This window comes from Paraburkholderia unamae, assembly GCF_003096875.1.
Lineage (GTDB): Bacteria > Pseudomonadota > Gammaproteobacteria > Burkholderiales > Burkholderiaceae > Paraburkholderia > Paraburkholderia unamae.
The window spans coordinates 108,644-126,258 of sequence record NZ_QEOB01000021.1 but is presented as its reverse complement, the minus strand read 5'-3'; the positions used below and the strand labels follow the sequence as shown (position 1 = coordinate 126,258).

Here is a 17,615-nt window from a genome sequence, read left to right as displayed (position 1 = left end):
TCGCGCGGCCCTGATGTGTGCAATACCTGCGCTACATGCGGGCAGCGCCCCGGCCTTCGAGTGCTGCAACCTGCCGGCCCCGCGCGGTTTGCTCAATCGCTCAAATCGCTCACAACATATAGGGATGCCGGCGGAACTGCTGCGAGGCATTCTAACACCCGCGCCGCACCCGACGAGCCGAGGGAGAGGCGTTGCGGCGCACCCCGGCGCCCGCGTCACGCGCACGACCCTGCCGTGGATGGCACGCTTCCCCGATCTCAACAAAACGCTTGACAGCCGTTTCAGGCCCGCTATAATTTTGGTCTTTGCTGCACAACACGCAGCAGAAAGTAGTAAGCGACACCTTGCCCAGGTGGCGGAATTGGTAGACGCACCAGGTTCAGGTCCTGGCGGTGGCAACACTGTGGAGGTTCGAGTCCTCTCTTGGGCACCAGAATTTGAAAGGCCGGCTTCTTGCCGGCCTTTTTCATTTCTCGCGCAGCGGTGAGGACGACTGCCCTGCTATCGGGCAATGCGAAGCGTCATCTTCCCGAGATGAAGATTTTTTGAAAACATCTATTGACACACTCCGGGAAACACGCCATAATTTCCTTCTAGCTTGAAGACGTGCCCAGGTGGCGGAATTGGTAGACGCACTAGGTTCAGGTCCTAGCGGTGGCAACACTGTGGAGGTTCGAGTCCTCTCCTGGGCACCACGTCTTATCAAGCAGAACTAGCAGTACACAGGATTCATCGAAAAAGCCCGCAAATTAGCGGGCTTTTTTGTTTTCCGCTCCGCTGTCCCTGCTGTCGTCCCTCCCGTTGTATTTCATGGTATACATTGCCTCACGCCTTCGAGCACATTGATGGCGCCAAACGTTCGCAGCACGATGCATGCACGCGACGCGCACTCTATTGATTGAGGAAGACCGGATGGAACTCGTCGTTGTCGCCGCTATCGTCGCCGTGAGCTTCGGCGCCGCCGCGACCTGGCTGCTGGCAACCCGCCTGCCCGAGCGCTGGCTCGAAAAGAACGCGAGCGAGGGCCGTTACGCGCATCTCGGCATGCAGGAAGCGTCCACCGACGAAGCGGATACACGCCGCATTCAGGCGCGCAACGACACACGGCGTGTACGCCGCGAGCGCGTGCGCGCCCGACTTCAGACCGCCGCCAGAATGATGCGCGCGCTGCGCCCCGCCGCCACGCGTCAAGGCCGGGGGCCCGCCGCGCGCCCTTAAGGTTCAGCGCCGCGCGCTCATTCGTGCGAGCCCAGCGGAGAAGGCGCGAACGCCGAATCGCCGACCTTCGCCTCCCGGCCCGACTCGAAGATCCAGCGCCGCCGCATCGGCTGCAAGATCACCTTCGCACACACCCCCGCCATCATCGCCACGCAGGCGACCATGTCGAACACCATGTTCCAGCCGCCATGCACCGCGAGCAGCGTAGCGACCGGCACGAGCATGGCCGCGGTCCCCTTCGCCGTATAAAGCGTGCCCGCGTTGCCTGCCGCATAACGCGCGCCGAACGTGTCGGCGCAGGTCGCCGGAAAGTTCGAGAAGATGTCGCCGTAGAACAGGAACACGAGCCCCGAAAACAGCATGAAGAGATACGGGTCGTGGCCAAACGCACGCAAGCCGAGCAACGCGAGCCCTTCGCCCAGAAATGTGATGAACATCGTGTTCTCACGGCCGATGCGATCCGAAATCAGCCCGCACAGCGGCCGCGTAAAGCCGTTGCAGAGGTTGTTGATCGAGAGCGTCATGGTGAGCAGCGGCAGCGTCGCGGTCATGAGCGTGACCGGCATCGAGGCAAAACCGTAGCTCTTGGCGATCGGGCCGATCTGCGCCGTCGCGATGATGCCGCCCGCCGCCACGCACACGAACATCGCGTACATCACCCAGAACACGGGTGCGCGCACCATCTGCCGCGTCGTGTAGTCGGTCTTGGTCGCCACGATGCGCTTGATGCCGGCCGCATGCGCGGGCGGCTTCGGCCGCACCATCACGAGCGCGAGCGCCATGATGCAGGCGCCTTGCAGGAGTCCGAAGAAAACGAACGCGTGTTCATAGCCCGACTGCTGGATCATGTTCGAGATCGGGATGACCGTGAGTGCCGCGCCCGCGCCGAAACCCGCGGCCGTCATGCCGGCCGCGAGGCCGCGCCGGTCGGGAAACCATTTGAGCGCCGTGCCCACGCACGTGCCGTATACGCACCCCGCGCCGATGCCCGCGATCACGGCCGCAATGTACAACACCGGCAACGCGGGCGCCCACGCATCGAGCACCCAGCCGAGCGCCACGCAGCACGCGCCGCCCATCACGACCGGGCGCGGGCCGAAACGGTCGACAAGCCAGCCTTCCACGGGCACGAGCCACGTTTCCGTCACGATGAAAATCGAAAAGGCGAGCTGGATCGCGGCCTGCCCCCAGTGATGCCGCGCATCCATCGGCACGACGAAAAGCGTCCACGCATATTGCAGGTTTGCGACGAGCCCCATGCAGAGAATGCCCGCCACGAGCTGCACCCAGCGGTTGTGCCGCCGCGCCGTGTAGCCGCCTTCGTTACGATCGGTATATACCACGTTGTCTGTCTCCATCCGTTGTGATTGCCCGCGGGCCCTTGCGGGTGCCTCGCATGCGCCCGGCGTGCGCTTGCCGCGGCACAGCCGGCGCGGCAGGCGTTGCGCCCGCCGCGCCTTCCATCAAACGTCAAGCCGCTTCGAGTTGCCGCAGCAACGCATCGACGCTGCCCTTCGCATCGCCGAACAACATTCGTGTGTTGTCCTTATAGAAAAGCGGATTGTCGACACCCGCGTAGCCCGTCGCCATGCTGCGCTTGGAGACGACCACGGTGCGCGCCTTCCACACTTCCAGCACCGGCATGCCGGCGATCGGGCTGCCCGCGTCCTCCTGCGCGCCCGGGTTGACGATATCGTTCGCGCCGATCACGAGCACCACGTCGGTACTCGTGAAGTCTTCGTTGATCTCGTCCATTTCGAGCACGATGTCGTACGGCACTTTCGCCTCCGCGAGCAGCACGTTCATGTGGCCCGGCAAGCGCCCCGCAACGGGGTGGATGCCAAAGCGCACGCGTATGCCGAGCGCGCGCAGCCGCCGCGTGATCTCGCTGATGGTGCCCTGCGCCTGCGCGACCGCCATGCCATAGCCCGGCACGATCACGACTTCTTGCGCGTCTCGCAGGAGCGAGCCCACCTCGTCCACGGTGGTCGCCACGACTTCGCCCTGCGGTGTCGAACTCGTCGTGGCGCTCACCGCGCCGAAGCCGCCGAGGATCACCGAAACGAAGCTGCGATTCATCGCGCGGCACATGATGTAGCTGAGAATCGCGCCGCTCGATCCGACCAGTGCGCCCGTGGTGACGAGCAGGTCGTTGTCGAGCATGAAGCCCGTTGCCGCCGCGGCCCAGCCCGAGTAGCTGTTGAGCATCGAGACCACCACCGGCATGTCCGCGCCGCCGATCGCCATCACGAGATGCACGCCGAGCGCCGCGGCGAGCACGCACATGACGATGAGCGCATAGAGCGCGTCGCCGCCATCGGGTGCGCTGACGAAGCGATAACCCAGCGCAATGCACGCGCCCAGCACGACCGCGTTGAGCAGATGCCGCGCGGGCAGCACGAGCGGCTTGCCGCTCACCGTGCCTTGCAGCTTCAGGAACGCGACGATCGAGCCGCTGAACGTGACCGTGCCGATAAATGCGCCGACATAGATCTCCGTGTCGTGGATCGCGCGCTCCACGCCGCTCATCGCGCTCGCGGGCGAGAGAAAGTTCGCGAAGGCGATGAGCGTGGCTGCGAGACCGACGAAGCTGTGCAGCACCGCGACGAGTTGCGGCATCTGCGTCATCTCCACGCGACGCGCGAGCATTGCGCCGAGCCCGCCGCCCACGAGCGCCGCGACCAGCGCGATCTGCAAGCCCGCGCCGCCCGTGACGAGCAAGGTGGCCAGCACGGCGATCACCATGCCGCTCACGCCATAGAGATTGCCGCGCCGCGCACTGGCGGGATGACTCAGCCCTCGCAGACTGAGGATGAAGAGCGTCGCCGCGCCGAGCCACGCCATGTTGCCGATTCCGTTGAGCATGACGTCTCCTCAGGTCCGTTGGAACATCTTCAGCATGCGCTGGGTGACGAGAAAGCCGCCCGCGATGTTGATGGTCGCGACGACGAGCGCAATGCCCGCCAGCACGGTCACGATCGTGCCGGCGTTGCCCGGATGCAGCAACGCGCCGATCACGATGATCCCGCTGATCGCATTCGTCACGCTCATGAGCGGCGTATGCAACGAGGGCGTGACGTTCCAGACCACCTGATAGCCGACGAACACGGCAAGGACGAACACGGTGAAATGCGCGACGAACGCGGGCGGCGCGACCGCGCCAAGCGCTAGCAGCAGCAACGCGGCAATGACGAGCGCGGCGAGCGACCCCACGCCGTTGCGGCGCGCGGCCTGCACGCTTTCGTCCTTTGCCTGACCGTTCGCGACGACGACGGGCTTCGTCTGCGCAGCCGCCTGCGGCGCGGCGGACACCTGCACCGGCGGCGGCGGCCAGCAAATCTGGCCGCGCTGCATGACGGTGGTCCCGCGCTGCACGACGTCGTCCATGTCGAGCTTGAGTTCACCGTCTTTCGCGGGCGTGAGATCAGTCAGCAAGTGGCGGATGTTGGTCGCGTAAAGCTGGCTCGACTGGTTCGCCATGCGGCTTGGCAAGTCCGTATAGCCGATCACGGTCACGCCGTTCGCGTTCACGACAAGGCCCGGTTGCGTCAGTTCACAGTTGCCGCCCTGCTCGGCCGCCATGTCGACGATCACGCTACCCGCGCGCATGCACGCCACCGTTTTCGCGTCGATGAGGCGCGGCGCCGGTTTGCCCGGAATGAGCGCGGTCGTGATGATGATGTCGACCTCGCGCGCCTGGGCTTCGAAAAGCGCCATTTCCGCTTCGATGAACTTCGCGCTCATCTGCCTGGCGTACCCGCCGGAGCCGCCACCCTCCTCCTCGATGTCGATGCTCAGGAATTCCGCGCCCATGCTCTCGACCTGCTGGCCGACCTCTGGGCGCGTATCGAACGCACGCACGATCGCGCCAAGTCCGCGTGCGGCGCCAATCGCCGCCAGCCCGGCGACGCCCGCGCCGATCACGAGCACCTTCGCGGGCGGCATCTTGCCGGCCGCCGTGATCTGCCCCGTGAAAACGCGGCCAAAATGCTGGGCCGCTTCGACGACCGCGCGATAGCCCGCCATGTTCGCCATCGAACTCAACGCGTCCAGCTTTTGCGCGCGCGAGATGCGCGGCACGCAGTCCATCGCGAGCACCGTCGCCTCGCGCGCCGCCAGTTGCTCGAGCAGCGCCGCATGCTGCGCGGGCCAGATAAAGCCGATCAGCGTTGCGCCGGGTTTGAGCCGCTGCACTTCCTCACTCGAAGGCGGACGCACCTTGGCGACGATATCCGCGCCGCTCAGGAGCGCCTGCGCGTCGTCCACAATGCGCGCGCCTGCCGCGCGGTAGGCATCGTCCGGATACGAAGCGTTCACACCCGCCCCCGCTTCGACCTCCACGGCATAACCGAGTTTGATTAGTTGTGCGACACTTTCCGGCGTCGCCGCTACGCGTCGTTCGCCTTCATGTGTCTCGCGGGGAACCGCAATCGTCATCGGCATGATGCGCCTCCGTGCTTCTGGAAACGAGGCGATGCGGGCGAAGCATAAGGAATCGGCGGCGCGCCAATGCATCTGGCGCGCCGAAAGCGTGGCCACGACTTCATGAAACGTCTCCTGCTGATTGGAATTCTGTTCTTATGCCGCGGCTCGATGAGGGCTTTGCCCTATGACGCGCCCACGCCGGGCGCGTTGCCGCTCTTGAGAAAAGCAAGCGCCGCCTCGCGCGCACCGGCAATCGCGGCGGCCTCGCTTTCGAATACGGTTTCGTCGACCACCCATTGGCGGGGGAAAACGGCACAGGCCGCGTCGTCGGCTTGAGCCTCGACGGCATGAATCGCGGCGAACGCCGCCCAGCCGCCGTTATGGATCATTTGACGAGCCGAGAGTTCGACCTCGAAATGACCGAGTCTTTCGGTATGCATCGGCGTGCTCCCGAGGTTTCAGGATTGCTGGGCTTGGGCTTCGAGTTCGGTCACGCGTTTCTTGAGCGCACGCTCCTCCTGGAAGCGCGCCGTTTCGTCGCGAATCACGGCAACGATGCCGTTGAGTTCGCCCTGCGGCGAATGCAGCAGCGCCACGGTGAAAGCGATGGACAGCGCCTTGCCCGCCTTGTCCACGGCCGGCACGCGCAGCACGTCGTTGCCATAGCGCGTCTGACCGGTCGCCATCGTCTTGTGATAGCCCTCCCAGTGGCGGCCGCGCAGCCGCTCGGGAATGATCAGATCGAGCGTCTTGCCGAGCGCTTCGTCCTGCGTGTAGCCGAACATGCGCGTGGCCGCCGGATTCCAGTAGGTGATGTCGCCGGCTGCGTCCGAGATGACGATGGCGTCGCCAATGGCGTTTGCGAGTTGCTCGAAATCGATGGCGGATTGCATGGCGATCTATGTGGGGGTGAATCGTTTATCGTCGCCGCGCGGCGCGCATTGCGCACGCCACGCGGCGTCTTGTCTTCTCGTCTGATGTTGCAGTGTCTCGCGCGGGCGCAGCGTGAACCGCGCCCGCTTTCTGCGTACTGCGTTCAGCTTGTAGCGCTCAACCCGGCACTCAACCCGGCGCTCAAACCGCGCGCACTTCGTGCAGCGCCGCGATCTGCTGCGGCGTGTAGCCGAGGTCGGCCAGCACCTCGTCGGTGTGCTCGCCAAGCAGCGGCGAACCCGTGATCTCCGGCTTCAGTTCCGAGAACTTGATCGGGCTGCCCACCGTGAGGTACGAGCCGCGTGCCTTGTGCGGCACCTCGACGATAGTACCGCTTGCGCGCAGCGACGGGTCATTAGCAATTTCCTTCATGCTGAGCACCGGGGCGCACGGAATGTCGAACTTGCGCAGAATGTCGACGGCTTCGAACTTGGTCTTGTCGGCAAGCCACGCCTCGATCGTTGCGAAAATATCGAAGATATGCGGCTGACGCGCTTGTGCCGTAGCGTAGTTCGGGTCGTTGATCCATTCGGGTTTGCCCAGTGCGTGGCAGATCGGCTCCCACGCATGGCCCTGCACCGTGAAGTAGATATACGCGTTCGGGTCCGTTTCCCAGCCCTTGCACTTGAGCACCCAGCCCGGCTGGCCGCCGCCGCCCGCATTGCCGCCGCGCGGCACCACGTCGCTGAACGTGCCGTGCGGGTACTGCGGGTATTCCTCAAGGAAGCCCTGGCGGTCGAGACGCTGCTGGTCACGCAGTTTCACGCGGCACAGGTTGATCACGCTGTCCTGCATCGACACGGCCACCTTCTGGCCCTTGCCGGTTTTGTCGCGGCCGATCAGCGCCGTGAGAATGCCGATGGCGAGGTGCATGCCCGTGTTGCTGTCGCCGAGCGCGGCGGCGCTGACCGTGGGCGGGCCGTCCCAGAAGCCCGTGGTCGAAGCCGCGCCGCCCGCGCACTGCGCGACGTTCTCATAGACCTTGAGGTCGTCGTAGTGGTGACCTTCGCTGAAGCCCTTCACCGAAGCGACGATCATCTTCGGGTTCAGTTCCTTGATGCGCTCCCACGTGAAGCCCATGCGGTCCAGTGCGCCGGGGCCAAAGTTTTCGACCATCACGTCCGATTCGCGAATCAGCTTTTCCAGCACTTCCTTGCCTTCGGTCTTTTTCGTGTCGAGCGTGAGCGAGCGCTTGTTGCTGTTGAGCATGGTGAAGTACAGCGCATCGGCTTCGGGGATGTCACGCAACTGCGAGCGCGTCACGTCGCCGGCGCCCGGGCGCTCCACCTTGATCACGTCCGCACCGAACCACGCGAGCATCTGCGTGCAGGCGGGACCGGCCTGTACGTGCGTGAAGTCGATGATCTTGATACCGTCGAGGGGTTTGCTCATTTCTCGTATCTCCTGGTCTACCTGATCGATGTGATCTACCTGATTGATGGTGCTTGTTTCGAGGGCGTATTCAAGCGGCTTATTTCTTCATGGCCGCGCTTTGCGGATTCAGATTCGTGAGACGGCCGCTTTCGGTCCCGGCCGATTCGTCGATGACGGCGTTGATGAGCGTGGGCTTGCCCGAGGCGATCGCTTCGAGCAGCGCGCTCGCGAGTTGCTCAGGCGTCGTCGCCTGGTGGCCGATGCCGCCGAACGCCTCCATCATCTTGTCGTAGCGCGCATTCTTCACGAACACGGTGGGCGCGACGTCGCAGCCACCGCTCGGATTCACGTCCGTGCCGCGATACACGCCGTTGTTGTTGAACACGATGGTGCAGACCGGCAGGTTGTAGCGGCAGATCGTTTCGAGCTCCATGCCCGAGAAACCGAACGCACTGTCACCTTCGATCGCCACGACCTGCGTGCCGCTCGTCACGGCCGCGCCGACCGCGAAGCCCATGCCGATGCCCATGATCCCCCACGTGCCCGAGTCGAAACGCTTGCGCGGCTGGTACATGTCGATGATGCTGCGCGCGTAGTCGAGCGTGTTCGCGCCTTCATTGACCACGTTGATGTCGGGACGCGTCTTGAGCACGTCGCGAATGGCGCGCAGCGCACTGTGGAAGTTCATCGGCGACGGGTTCTTCGCGAGCGTCGCGGCCATCTTTTCCAGGTTCGTCTTCTTGCGCTCGGCCACGGCGTCGAGCCACTCTGCGGGCGGCTTCGGGAAGTTTTCGCCAAGACCTGCGACGAGCGCTTCCACGCATGACCCGATGTCACCGATCACCGGCGCTTCGATGGCGACGTTGCTGTCGATTTCGGTCGGCGCGATGTCGATCTGCACGAACTTCTTCGGCCCGGCGGCCGCGCCCCAGGTCTTGCCCTTGCCATGCGAGAGCAGCCAGTTCAGGCGCGCACCGATCAGCACCACGGCATCCGACTCCGCCAGCACGAACGAGCGCGCGGCCGATGCCGACTGCTCGTGCGTGTCGGGCAACAGACCCTTGGCCATCGACATCGGCAAATACGGAATGCCGCTCTTTTCAACCAGCTCGCGAATCTGCGCATCGGCTTGCGCGTAGGCCGCGCCCTTGCCGAGCAGAATGAGCGGACGCTTTGCATTCCTTATCACATCGATGGCGCGCGCCACCGCATCCGGCGCGGGAATCTGGCGCGGCGCGGCGTCGACCACCTTGATGAGCGACTGCTGGGCCTTCACGGCGTCGATGGTTTGCGCGAGCAGCTTGGCGGGCAGGTCAAGATACACACCGCCCGGGCGGCCCGACACCGCCGCGCGAATCGCGCGCGCCACGCCAACGCCGATGTCCTCGGCGTGCAGCACGCGATACGCAGCCTTGGCATAAGGCTTCGCGGCGTTGAGCTGATCCATCTCCTCGTAGTCGCCCTGCTGCAAGTCGACGATCTCGCGCTCGCTCGAACCGCTGATGAGGATCATCGGGAAGCAGTTCGTGGTGGCGTTGGCCAGCGCCGTGAGGCCGTTCAGGAAGCCAGGCGCGGAAACGGTCAGGCAGATGCCCGGCTTCTTCGTCATGTAGCCCGCAACGGCGGCGGCATTGCCCGCGTTCTGCTCATGGCGAAAGCCGATGAAGCGCATGCCCTCGGCCTGCGCGAGACGCGCGAGATCGGTAATGGGAATACCGACGAGACCGAAGATCGTGTCGATATCGTTGAGTTTCAGCGCGTCGATGACGAGATGAAAACCATCGGTCGTTTGCTGCGCTTCGGGCACAGGGTTCTGCTGCGCCTCGTTGATGCCTGCTTCTGCCATGACGTCTCCTCTTTGGCGGGGCGTTGTGTGATTCGTGATATACAATATTCCACACACAATATTAGTCAAGACGTTTTTTTACCCAGGCCGCGCTTGCTGCACTGCGTTGCACCGCTGCCGCCTGATGTGATCGGCCGCCACAGCGCAAGCTTTGTTGCGGCACACCATCGGCCGGCGCCTTCCACTGGCCAAAACGTCCCAACGAACTTGTTACGTAGTCCATACTTTTCTTTCAGCATCGGGCCACGCATTCAATCGAAAAACGCATCGATGCTTCGCGCTCATGCGTGCGCCCGATATGAACCGGCGGACGAACGCGGCGCCCTACTCCTCTTTCCTAGTCGAGAAAGTCGCAGTTGGCTTCCACGAATAGCGCGAGCTCGATCGAGTGCTGCCGCACGAGTTGCTCCACGCGTTCGGTATCGCGCGACTCCAGCGCTTCGATAATGCGCATGTGGTCCACGATCGAGCGCGACGCGCGATCGCTCTGCGCAATCGTCATGCGCCGGATCGCACGCACATGCATGAAGATGTTCTTGATGGTGTCGACGATGATGGGCGACTTCGAAAGCTCCACCAGCGACTGGTGAAACATGATGTTCGCCTCCGAGTATTCCTCGATATGTTCCGAGGGCGTCGTGTCGCCGAAAGTCGCGAACATGCGCCGCAGTCCCGCGATGTCGTCGTCCGAGGCGCGCTGCGTGGCGAGTCGCGCGGCGATGCTTTCGAGCGCGGCCCACATATAGATCATCTCGACGATCTCCTTGCGCGTCTTGCGCAAGATGTAAACACCGCGGCGCGGCACCGTGCGCAGAAAGCCCTCCTGTTCCAGCAGCGTCATCGCCTCGCGCACCGGCGTGCGGCTCACGCCGAGCTTCTCGGTCAGGTCCTTCTCGTCGAGCCGGATCTCGTCTCGCGACCGGTAGATGTCGGTTTCGGCAATGGCCTGCTTGAGCTTCGCATAAGCCTGGTCGCGCAGCGAAGCGCTCGCGTTGATCGGCTCCAGCGTCAGGGTGACCGGGGAAGCCCCGGCTTCGAGTACTCTTTCGGCGGACATCGGTCGTTTGTCTCCAACGTTCTGTTTAGCCGGCGCTGCTCGGAAATTTCATATTTCCAATACAATATATCAGCGAATTGCCTATGGCTAAGCGGGGTTTACGCGTACCGGGTGCGCATCTCGCCGCTTTCGCGGGCTTACCCCGAGTTCATTCAGACTTCCTTATATTTTTCGAAAAAAACTTTAACTATCGTTTATTCATTGGGGCTTCTACGCTTGGTTCACGCCACTCGACATGAGGAGACAGCCATGAACCACTCGACCAGCAGCCACGATCGTCAACTGGAAGCCCAGTTGTGCGCGTTCAACACGGCGTTCGCCGAACTGGGCCTGCGCTTTCGCTGGGACGCCCGCACGCTCTACTCGCTGGCGTCGATCGCAGGCGAGAGCGCGCGCATCGCAGCCTATATCGAGGCGCATCATCCGCATCTGCTGAAGGCCTACAGCATGGCGTTTTTGTGCGAGGCGATTCTCGAGCGCAAGAACGCGCAGTCGCCAGGAGAGTGGCCGTTGGCGCAGCCCGCCGCGCGCGGTGCAGCGCAGGCATGGCCGGTCATGGAGCAGGATTGGCGCGAAGGTGGATTGCCCGCGCTCGCGGGCGCCTGAGTCGAATGCGCTTTATTACGCTCGACCAGGCGGCTCGACGAGGCATCAGGAAGGCTTGATGACGAAACCCGTCTGGATGCGTGCGCGCCGGCGCACCATCCAGACGGGCGGGATATCGAAGGAGTTGCTCAGGCGTTGCCGCGCGCCTCGGCCTCGTCTTCCTGGAGCTTGCGCCAGAGAATCTTGCCGCTGCCCGACTTCGGCAGCGACTCGACGAACTGCACGATGCGCGGCGCCTTGTACGCGGCCATGTTGTCGTGCGCCCAGGCCATGATGTCGTCCTCGTTCACGCTGCCCACCTGCTTCGGGTCGAGCACGACCACGGCCTTCACGGTTTCGCCGCGCCGCGCGTCCTGCGTGCCGATGATGCACACCTCATTGATCGCCGGGTGGCGGTACATGAGCGCTTCGACCTCGGCGGGCCAGACCTTGTAGCCCGATGCGTTGATCATGCGTTTGAGGCGGTCGGTCATGAAGTAGTAGCCTTCCGCGTCGCGGCGCACGAGGTCGCCCGTGCGCAAGAAGCGCTTGCCGTCACGCTCGACAAACGCCTCGCGCGTCGCCTCGGGGTTGCGCCAGTAGCCCTGCATCACCTGCGGCGCGTGCATGATCAATTCGCCCGATTCGCCTTCGGCCACCTCTTCCAGCGTGATCGGATCGACCACGCGCGAATCGACATCGAACACCGGAATGCCGAGACACTGCGCCTTCGGGCGTTGCGGCGGATTGATATGCGTGCCCGCCATGGTCTCGGACATGCCATAGCCCTCGACGAAATCGAGTCCGGTCAGGTCCTTGAGCTTTTTCACCACCGCGTCGGGCATGGTCGCGCCGCCGCCGCGCATCCATGCGAGGCTCGACAGGTCGTATTCGTGAATGCGCGGGTTCGAGATGAAGTCCACGACCATCGTCGAGATCGCCTGCCAGCCGTTGATGCGGTAATGCTCGATAGCGCGCGCCGCGGCGTCGCGGTCCCAGCGCGGCAGCAGCACCACGGTCGAGCCGTTGTAGATCGGGCTGTTCATGCCGCCCTGCATGCCGGTCACGTGAAAGAGCGGCAATACCGAAAGTTGTACGGCGTCCTGATTACTGCCGAACCAGTTGCAGCCGCCCACGGCCGTGGCCATCACGCTGCGATGCGTGTGCATGCAGCCCTTGGGCTTGCCCGTCGTGCCCGAGGTGTACGGCATCACGCAGAGGTCGTCGGCGCCCGCGCTCAACGGGCCGGGTACGCGGCGCGCGTCGAGCACGTCGGCCCAATGCGCGACGCCCGGGCCGTCCACCGACCGCGGCGCGCTCACGAATTCCGGCGGCGGCGCATACGGCTCGCACTTCAGATAGTCGCTATAGGTCGCGACGAGCAAGTGCTTCAGGCCCTCACCCTCGTCTTCGTTCACGAGCGGCGCGATGCGCGGGTAAAGATCCTGCGCGACAAAGGCCGTGGTCGCGCCGCTGTCCTCCACGTAGTGCGCCAGTTCCTCGGTGAGGTTCATTGGATTGACCGGCACGACCACGGCGTTGGCGCGCAGGATGCCGTAGTACGCAATCACCCACTGCGGGCTGTTCTGCATATAGAGCAGCACGCGGTCGCCGGCCTTCACGCCGCAATCCTGTTGCAGATAACCGGCCACGCGCTCCGCCTCGTCCTTGAACTGCGCGAACGTGACGGGCGTGTCGTAGAAGATGATGAACGGCTTGTCGGGATAGCGCGCCGCCGATACCTCGGCGTTGTAGAAGAGGTTCGTATGCGGAATGCTCAGATGCGGCGAGAGATGCGAGGGCCAATGCGGCGAGGCCGGAATCACAGACGACGATGGCGAAGCGGAACGATGAGCGGAAAGCGTCGGGGCGGACGTGGGCATGGCGGGCTCCGTCGAGCGAGTCTCGTGAGGAACGCGGCGGCCAGCCCCCCTCGGGCAACCGGCCGCGCGCACCGTGGAATCAGTGCAGACCGAATCGATGCGCACTGCCCGCCAGCGGTTCGGGCGGGCAGTGCGCGAGGCGAAATCAGACGACGCTCGCGCCGCCGTCGACGGCCAGATACTGGCCCGTGACATGGCGCGCCGCCTGGCTCGCGAGGAACACCACGGCGCCCTTCAGGTCATCGTCGTCGCCGAGGCGATGCAGCGGCGTGTGATCGATCACCGCCTGCCCCATCTTGTCGAGCAGACCGGCCGACATCTTCGAGGGAAAAAAACCGGGGCAGATCGCGTTCACGTTGATGTTGTACTTGCCCCATTCGGCGGCAAGCGCCCGCGTGAAATTGATGGCCGCCGCCTTCGAGGTGTTGTACGCGATGGCCTGCATCGCGCCGAGCGAGCCCTTCAGCCCCGCGATGGAGGCGACGTTGATGATCTTGCCGCGCTGGCGCGGGATCATGCTGCGCTTGCCCACCTCGCGCGCGAGAAAGAACGGTGCGTTCACGTTCAGGTTCATGACTTTGTGCCAGGCCTCGTCGGGATAGTCCTCGGCGGGCGCGCCCCACGTGGCGCCCGCGTTGTTCACGAGAATGTCGATCTGCCCGCGCGCCCCCAGCACCTCGCTTACGAGCGCGGCCGCGGCCTCGGGGCGTTGCAGATCGCTCACGATCGTCGTGACCTCGATGCCCGCCGACTGTAGATGGCTGGCCGCCTGCGCCAGTTCGTCGGCCTTGCGCGCGGTGATCACGACATGGCAGCCCATTTCGCCCAGCGCCTGCGCCATTTGCAGGCCGAGCCCGCGCGACCCGCCGGTGACGAGCGCGACCTGCCCGCCCAGTTCGAACAATTCCCTGACCCGCATGCTTTCGTCTCCTTGATGTCTTCCGGCCCGCCGAGGTTCCGCAGTGCGGAACTCGATGAATTGCGAATGATTCTAGCGAGGCTCTCCAGCGAGGTAAATAAGGAAAAGCACGATCGTTCATTAAATAATATTTTGTGCTTTCCGGTGTGGTTCCCGCTCGGGCGGAGCGTGTCGCGCACCACGCGCGGGGCCGACTGCTTGCGCGCACAACCTTTCCAGATCGTTGCAATCGCACGACAGTCAACGTTTTCACCCATGCGGCGAGCGTCTATCATCGGCCCCCCGCCCAACATCCACTGGCGCGGCGCACAACAAAATGCGGGCCCCGGCACCCCGGCGGTCCGACGGACTTACAACACGCAGCAGATGAAACAGGATTACACCGTGAGACACACCCAGATCGCTTCGGCCGTTGGCGGCCTCGCGCTGGCGCTGGCCTGCCAGCACAGCTTCGCTCAAAGTTCGGTCACGCTGTACGGCGTCGCGGACGTCGGCATTCGCTACCTGACGAACGCCAACGCGAACAACGACGGCAAGGTTTTCATGACCAACGGCGCCGTCACCAACAGCCGTATCGGCCTGCGCGGCACGGAAGACCTGGGCGGCGGCCTGAAGGCGATCTTCGATCTGGAAAGCGGCATCGACCTGCAAAGCGGCGGCTTCTCGGACAGCCACCGCATGTTCAACCGCAACGCGTACGTCGGGCTTGCCAGCCAGTACGGCACGCTCACGCTCGGCCGCCAGAAGTCGCCGCTGTTCGACCAGCTCGCCGACACCTACGATCCCCTCACGGTCGGCAACTACCTCGAAAACGCGTGGCTGCCCGTGGCGCTCGGCGCCGGCCTCTACGCCGACAACGCGGTCAAGTACAACGGCACGTTCGGCGGCCTGAACGTCGAGGCCATGTACTCGTTCGGCACGAACTACGCGTCGACCGGCGCGGGCGGCTTCTCGGGCAATATTCCGGGCCACCTCGGCGCGGGCAACATGTACGGCTTCACGGCGTCGTACAAGGCCGGCCCCGTCAGCATCATGGCGGGCGTGCAGCAGAACAGCGACAACTCGAACAACAAGCAGACCATCTATAACGCGAACGTCGTCTACGCGTTCAGCTCGGCCAAGGTCTATGTCGGCTACCTGCGCTCGCAGGACGACACCGGCTTCGTCGACACCCTGCTCGCGCAGCAAGGCTACTCGACCACCAACACGCCGAAGAACACCAACCGCATCGACGACGGCCCGTTCGCCGGCTTCACGTGGCAAGTGACGGGCCCGCTCGCGATCACGGGCGCGTTCTACTACGACCACATGCGCAACGCGACCACGGTCGACGGCTCGCTCGGCAGCGGCAATCGCTACGCGATCGTCGGCCTCGCCGAATACGCGCTCTCCAAGCGCACCGAAGTCTACGGCACGGTCGACTTCAACAAGGTCAACGGCGCGGCGACGGCGGAACTGCCGGGCCGCAGCAACCAGACCGGCATTTCGATCGGCCTGCGCAACATCTTCTGATAGCGACGGCACCGGCCTGTCTGCCGACCGCCTGAGCGGCGGCGCTGCGCAACACGCGCGGCGCCGCCGTTTTTCATTGCAGCTACTGTTCCGACATCGGACCCCGACAGCATCACCCTCGCAGACATCTCAGAATTGTCTGATTCCCCTGTGCGAACGCATCGATAGAATTTTTTGTGTCACTCCGAATCATTCTTCGCCGGTTCGCTCCATGTCCCAATCCCCCGAACAATGGCTCCTCGAAGCCTTCACGGCGCACGCGCGCGCGCCCGAATATGTCGATCCGCTCTCGCAAATCTGTCATGGGCTCGTGAATGCGCGCCGCGACGAGCAAATGCTGCCCTGGGCCGACAAAGGGCTCGCGCTCGACCCGCTCCACCGCAGTTTCGTGCATGCGCGCGCCCGCGCCTTGCGTCTCCAGGGCCGCCACGCCGAGGCCGCCGCCACCTGGATCGCACACCAGGCGTTGCCGTGGTCGCCGCTCTTTTGCGAGGCCCGTATCGGGCGCGACCTTTACCTGAGCGGCGAAACCGGGCGCGCCATCGAGTACCTCGAAGCGGCATTGCGCGACCACCCGGCCGATCGCTCGCGCGACGCGCAAAAAGCCCGCAAGTGGCTGGCCGAAGCGTTGCTCAGCCTGGGCGACCTGCGCGGCTTCATCCCCTGGCTCGCGCGCAATCACGGCGACAGCGGCAGCTACCGTCATGCCGAGGTGCCGATGTGGAGCGGCCAGCGCGATCTGCGCGGCGAGCGCGTGCTCGTCACGCACCAGATGGGCTACGGCGACCAGTTCCTGCTGTTCGCGAGCGTGCGCCAGTGGCTCGACGCGGGCGCCGAGATCATGCTCACCTGCGATCATGCGATTCACGACCTCGTTCAGGCCTCCTTGCCCGAATGCACCGTGCTGGGCGTGACACGCCCGCTCACGGTGGGCGCGCCCTTGCCGCACGACGCACTCGAAGGCGTCACGTCATTCGCGCCGACCTTGCAAGCCACGCTGCTTCATCTGCCGCTGCTCGCCGCCGACGACTCGCCGCGCCCGCAGCCCTACTTCGGCGCGTTCCTTCGTGCGCCTGAGGCGGCGCGCGAGCGCGCCCGCGCATGGTCGCAGGCGCTGCGCGCGCGCGAATCCGGCAAGCGGCTCGTCGGACTCTTCTGGGACTGCGTTCAACGCCACTCCAGGGAAATCGGCGCGAAGGAGCGTTGCTGGGCCGGCTTGCGCAGCGTGCCGCTCGCGCAGGTCGAACGTCTCACCACCGACACCGCCCTCACGCGCGAAGTCCATTTCGTGAGCCTGCACCATCCCGCCGCGGAGCTTGTGCATGGCACGCCGCGCGGCGCTCTGGGCCATTACGGCCCCGGCATCGCCAGCTTTGCCGACACGGCGGCCTGCATCGAACAGCTTGACGCCGTCGTGAGCGTGGATGCCGTTGCCGCGAACCTGAGCGCGATGCTGGGCAAACCGACCGCCGTGCTCGTCAATGCCACCGGCGAATGGCGTTGGGGCCATACCGGCGCCGGCACGCCATGGATGAGCGAGGCAACGGTTCTGCGTCAGGCACAAATGGGCGAGTGGCACGACGTCATCTCGCGCGCCATCGGTTGGCTGCTGCGACGCTAGCGCCCCGCCTTTTCCTGCACTATTCCGGAGTGCAAACAAGCGGGCTTTCTAGCCTGCTCGTTTGCATTCTTCCATTGGGCCCATTCAATCGCTTCAATTACCTCAACCGCTTATTCACCTTCACTTTAATTACATTTAAATTACAATTAAAACAAAAAGCTTTCGCTCATAACCTGATTCTCCAGGGATTACTAGCGGTTCCAGTCAACATGCATGCAAATGTTTAATGCCGGGCGTACACT

General features: G+C 64.2%; 14 protein-coding genes and 2 tRNA genes. 6 read left to right on the top strand and 10 right to left on the bottom strand.

The window, feature by feature from the left end; all coding sequences use genetic code 11:
* The first annotated feature begins 346 nt into the window (after nt 1-346).
* The 3 genes from C7402_RS34885 (at nt 347) to C7402_RS34875 (ending at nt 1,218) form a co-directional block, all read left to right on the top strand.
* A tRNA-Leu gene (locus C7402_RS34885) sits at nt 347-433 on the top strand.
* Between the two features lie 175 nt (nt 434-608).
* Nucleotides 609-695, top strand: a tRNA-Leu gene (locus C7402_RS34880).
* 217 nt (nt 696-912) lie between these two features.
* The gene (locus C7402_RS34875; RefSeq protein ID WP_112174697.1) at nt 913-1,218 is read left to right on the top strand and encodes a hypothetical protein; all 306 of its coding nucleotides are present in this window, start codon (nt 913-915) and stop codon (nt 1,216-1,218) included.
* Nucleotides 1,219-1,235: 17 nt separating this feature from the next.
* Here the strand turns inward: C7402_RS34875 and oxlT are convergent, their stop codons facing one another.
* The 8 genes from oxlT to C7402_RS34835 form a co-directional block, all read right to left on the bottom strand.
* On the bottom strand, nt 1,236-2,576 hold the full coding sequence (gene oxlT, locus C7402_RS34870; protein ID WP_116613804.1) for an oxalate/formate MFS antiporter: 1,341 nt from the start codon (nt 2,574-2,576) through the stop codon (nt 1,236-1,238).
* A 112-nt stretch (nt 2,577-2,688) separates the two neighbouring features.
* Entirely contained in the window at nt 2,689-4,083 is a 1,395-nt protein-coding gene (locus tag C7402_RS34865; RefSeq protein WP_112174699.1) for an NAD(P)(+) transhydrogenase (Re/Si-specific) subunit beta, read from the bottom strand.
* Between the two features lie 9 nt (nt 4,084-4,092).
* Nucleotides 4,093-5,661, bottom strand: a complete 1,569-nt coding sequence (locus tag C7402_RS34860; RefSeq protein ID WP_116613832.1) for a Re/Si-specific NAD(P)(+) transhydrogenase subunit alpha — start codon at nt 5,659-5,661, stop codon at nt 4,093-4,095.
* A 164-nt stretch (nt 5,662-5,825) separates the two neighbouring features.
* Complete coding sequence (locus C7402_RS34855; protein WP_112174700.1) at nt 5,826-6,083, bottom strand: hypothetical protein; 258 nt, start codon at nt 6,081-6,083, stop codon at nt 5,826-5,828.
* Nucleotides 6,084-6,101: 18 nt separating this feature from the next.
* Nucleotides 6,102-6,536: a PAS domain-containing protein gene (locus C7402_RS34850; RefSeq protein WP_112174701.1), complete on the bottom strand. Its 435-nt coding sequence runs from the start codon at nt 6,534-6,536 to the stop codon at nt 6,102-6,104.
* 181 nt (nt 6,537-6,717) lie between these two features.
* Nucleotides 6,718-7,968 (bottom strand): formyl-CoA transferase, encoded by a 1,251-nt coding sequence (gene frc / locus C7402_RS34845; protein ID WP_116613803.1) that lies wholly within the window; start codon nt 7,966-7,968, stop codon nt 6,718-6,720.
* A gap of 79 nt (nt 7,969-8,047) precedes the next feature.
* Nucleotides 8,048-9,796 (bottom strand): oxalyl-CoA decarboxylase, encoded by a 1,749-nt coding sequence (gene oxc, locus C7402_RS34840; RefSeq protein ID WP_116613802.1) that lies wholly within the window; start codon nt 9,794-9,796, stop codon nt 8,048-8,050.
* A gap of 337 nt (nt 9,797-10,133) precedes the next feature.
* Nucleotides 10,134-10,853, bottom strand: coding sequence for a GntR family transcriptional regulator (locus tag C7402_RS34835; RefSeq protein ID WP_112174704.1), 720 nt, complete (start codon nt 10,851-10,853; stop codon nt 10,134-10,136).
* A gap of 249 nt (nt 10,854-11,102) precedes the next feature.
* On the opposite strand from C7402_RS34835, the gene C7402_RS34830 reads away from it, so the two are divergent.
* Nucleotides 11,103-11,459, top strand: coding sequence for an HAD family hydrolase (locus tag C7402_RS34830; RefSeq protein ID WP_112174705.1), 357 nt, complete (start codon nt 11,103-11,105; stop codon nt 11,457-11,459).
* A 128-nt stretch (nt 11,460-11,587) separates the two neighbouring features.
* Here C7402_RS34830 and C7402_RS34825 read toward each other — a convergent pair whose 3' ends face one another.
* Both C7402_RS34825 and C7402_RS34820 read right to left on the bottom strand, forming a co-directional pair.
* Nucleotides 11,588-13,321, bottom strand: a complete 1,734-nt coding sequence (locus C7402_RS34825) for a long-chain fatty acid--CoA ligase (RefSeq protein ID WP_116613801.1) — start codon at nt 13,319-13,321, stop codon at nt 11,588-11,590.
* Nucleotides 13,322-13,466: 145 nt separating this feature from the next.
* The gene (locus C7402_RS34820) at nt 13,467-14,240 is read right to left on the bottom strand and encodes an SDR family oxidoreductase (protein WP_116613800.1); all 774 of its coding nucleotides are present in this window, start codon (nt 14,238-14,240) and stop codon (nt 13,467-13,469) included.
* Nucleotides 14,241-14,624: 384 nt separating this feature from the next.
* On the opposite strand from C7402_RS34820, the gene C7402_RS34815 reads away from it, so the two are divergent.
* Nucleotides 14,625-15,752 carry a porin gene (locus C7402_RS34815; protein ID WP_224040229.1) on the top strand — a complete coding sequence of 376 codons (1,128 nt, stop codon included), beginning with the start codon at nt 14,625-14,627 and terminating at the stop codon, nt 15,750-15,752.
* A 211-nt stretch (nt 15,753-15,963) separates the two neighbouring features.
* The gene (locus C7402_RS34810) at nt 15,964-17,373 is read left to right on the top strand and encodes a tetratricopeptide repeat protein (protein WP_116613799.1); all 1,410 of its coding nucleotides are present in this window, start codon (nt 15,964-15,966) and stop codon (nt 17,371-17,373) included.
* The last annotated feature ends 242 nt before the right edge of the window (nt 17,374-17,615 follow it).

What these genes read in the sequence shown, in the direction of transcription:
- C7402_RS34875 (WP_112174697.1), top strand. Translation starts at nt 913, where the DNA reads ATGGAACTCGTCGTTGTCGCCGCTATCGTCGCCGTGAGCTTCGGCGCC.
- oxlT (WP_116613804.1), bottom strand. Translation starts at nt 2,576, where the DNA reads ATGGAGACAGACAACGTGGTATATACCGATCGTAACGAAGGCGGCTAC.
- C7402_RS34865 (WP_112174699.1), bottom strand. Translation starts at nt 4,083, where the DNA reads ATGCTCAACGGAATCGGCAACATGGCGTGGCTCGGCGCGGCGACGCTC.
- C7402_RS34860 (WP_116613832.1), bottom strand. Translation starts at nt 5,661, where the DNA reads ATGCCGATGACGATTGCGGTTCCCCGCGAGACACATGAAGGCGAACGA.
- C7402_RS34855 (WP_112174700.1), bottom strand. Translation starts at nt 6,083, where the DNA reads ATGCATACCGAAAGACTCGGTCATTTCGAGGTCGAACTCTCGGCTCGT.
- C7402_RS34850 (WP_112174701.1), bottom strand. Translation starts at nt 6,536, where the DNA reads ATGCAATCCGCCATCGATTTCGAGCAACTCGCAAACGCCATTGGCGAC.
- frc (WP_116613803.1), bottom strand. Translation starts at nt 7,968, where the DNA reads ATGAGCAAACCCCTCGACGGTATCAAGATCATCGACTTCACGCACGTA.
- oxc (WP_116613802.1), bottom strand. Translation starts at nt 9,796, where the DNA reads ATGGCAGAAGCAGGCATCAACGAGGCGCAGCAGAACCCTGTGCCCGAA.
- C7402_RS34835 (WP_112174704.1), bottom strand. Translation starts at nt 10,853, where the DNA reads ATGTCCGCCGAAAGAGTACTCGAAGCCGGGGCTTCCCCGGTCACCCTG.
- C7402_RS34830 (WP_112174705.1), top strand. Translation starts at nt 11,103, where the DNA reads ATGAACCACTCGACCAGCAGCCACGATCGTCAACTGGAAGCCCAGTTG.
- C7402_RS34825 (WP_116613801.1), bottom strand. Translation starts at nt 13,321, where the DNA reads ATGCCCACGTCCGCCCCGACGCTTTCCGCTCATCGTTCCGCTTCGCCA.
- C7402_RS34820 (WP_116613800.1), bottom strand. Translation starts at nt 14,240, where the DNA reads ATGCGGGTCAGGGAATTGTTCGAACTGGGCGGGCAGGTCGCGCTCGTC.
- C7402_RS34810 (WP_116613799.1), top strand. Translation starts at nt 15,964, where the DNA reads ATGTCCCAATCCCCCGAACAATGGCTCCTCGAAGCCTTCACGGCGCAC.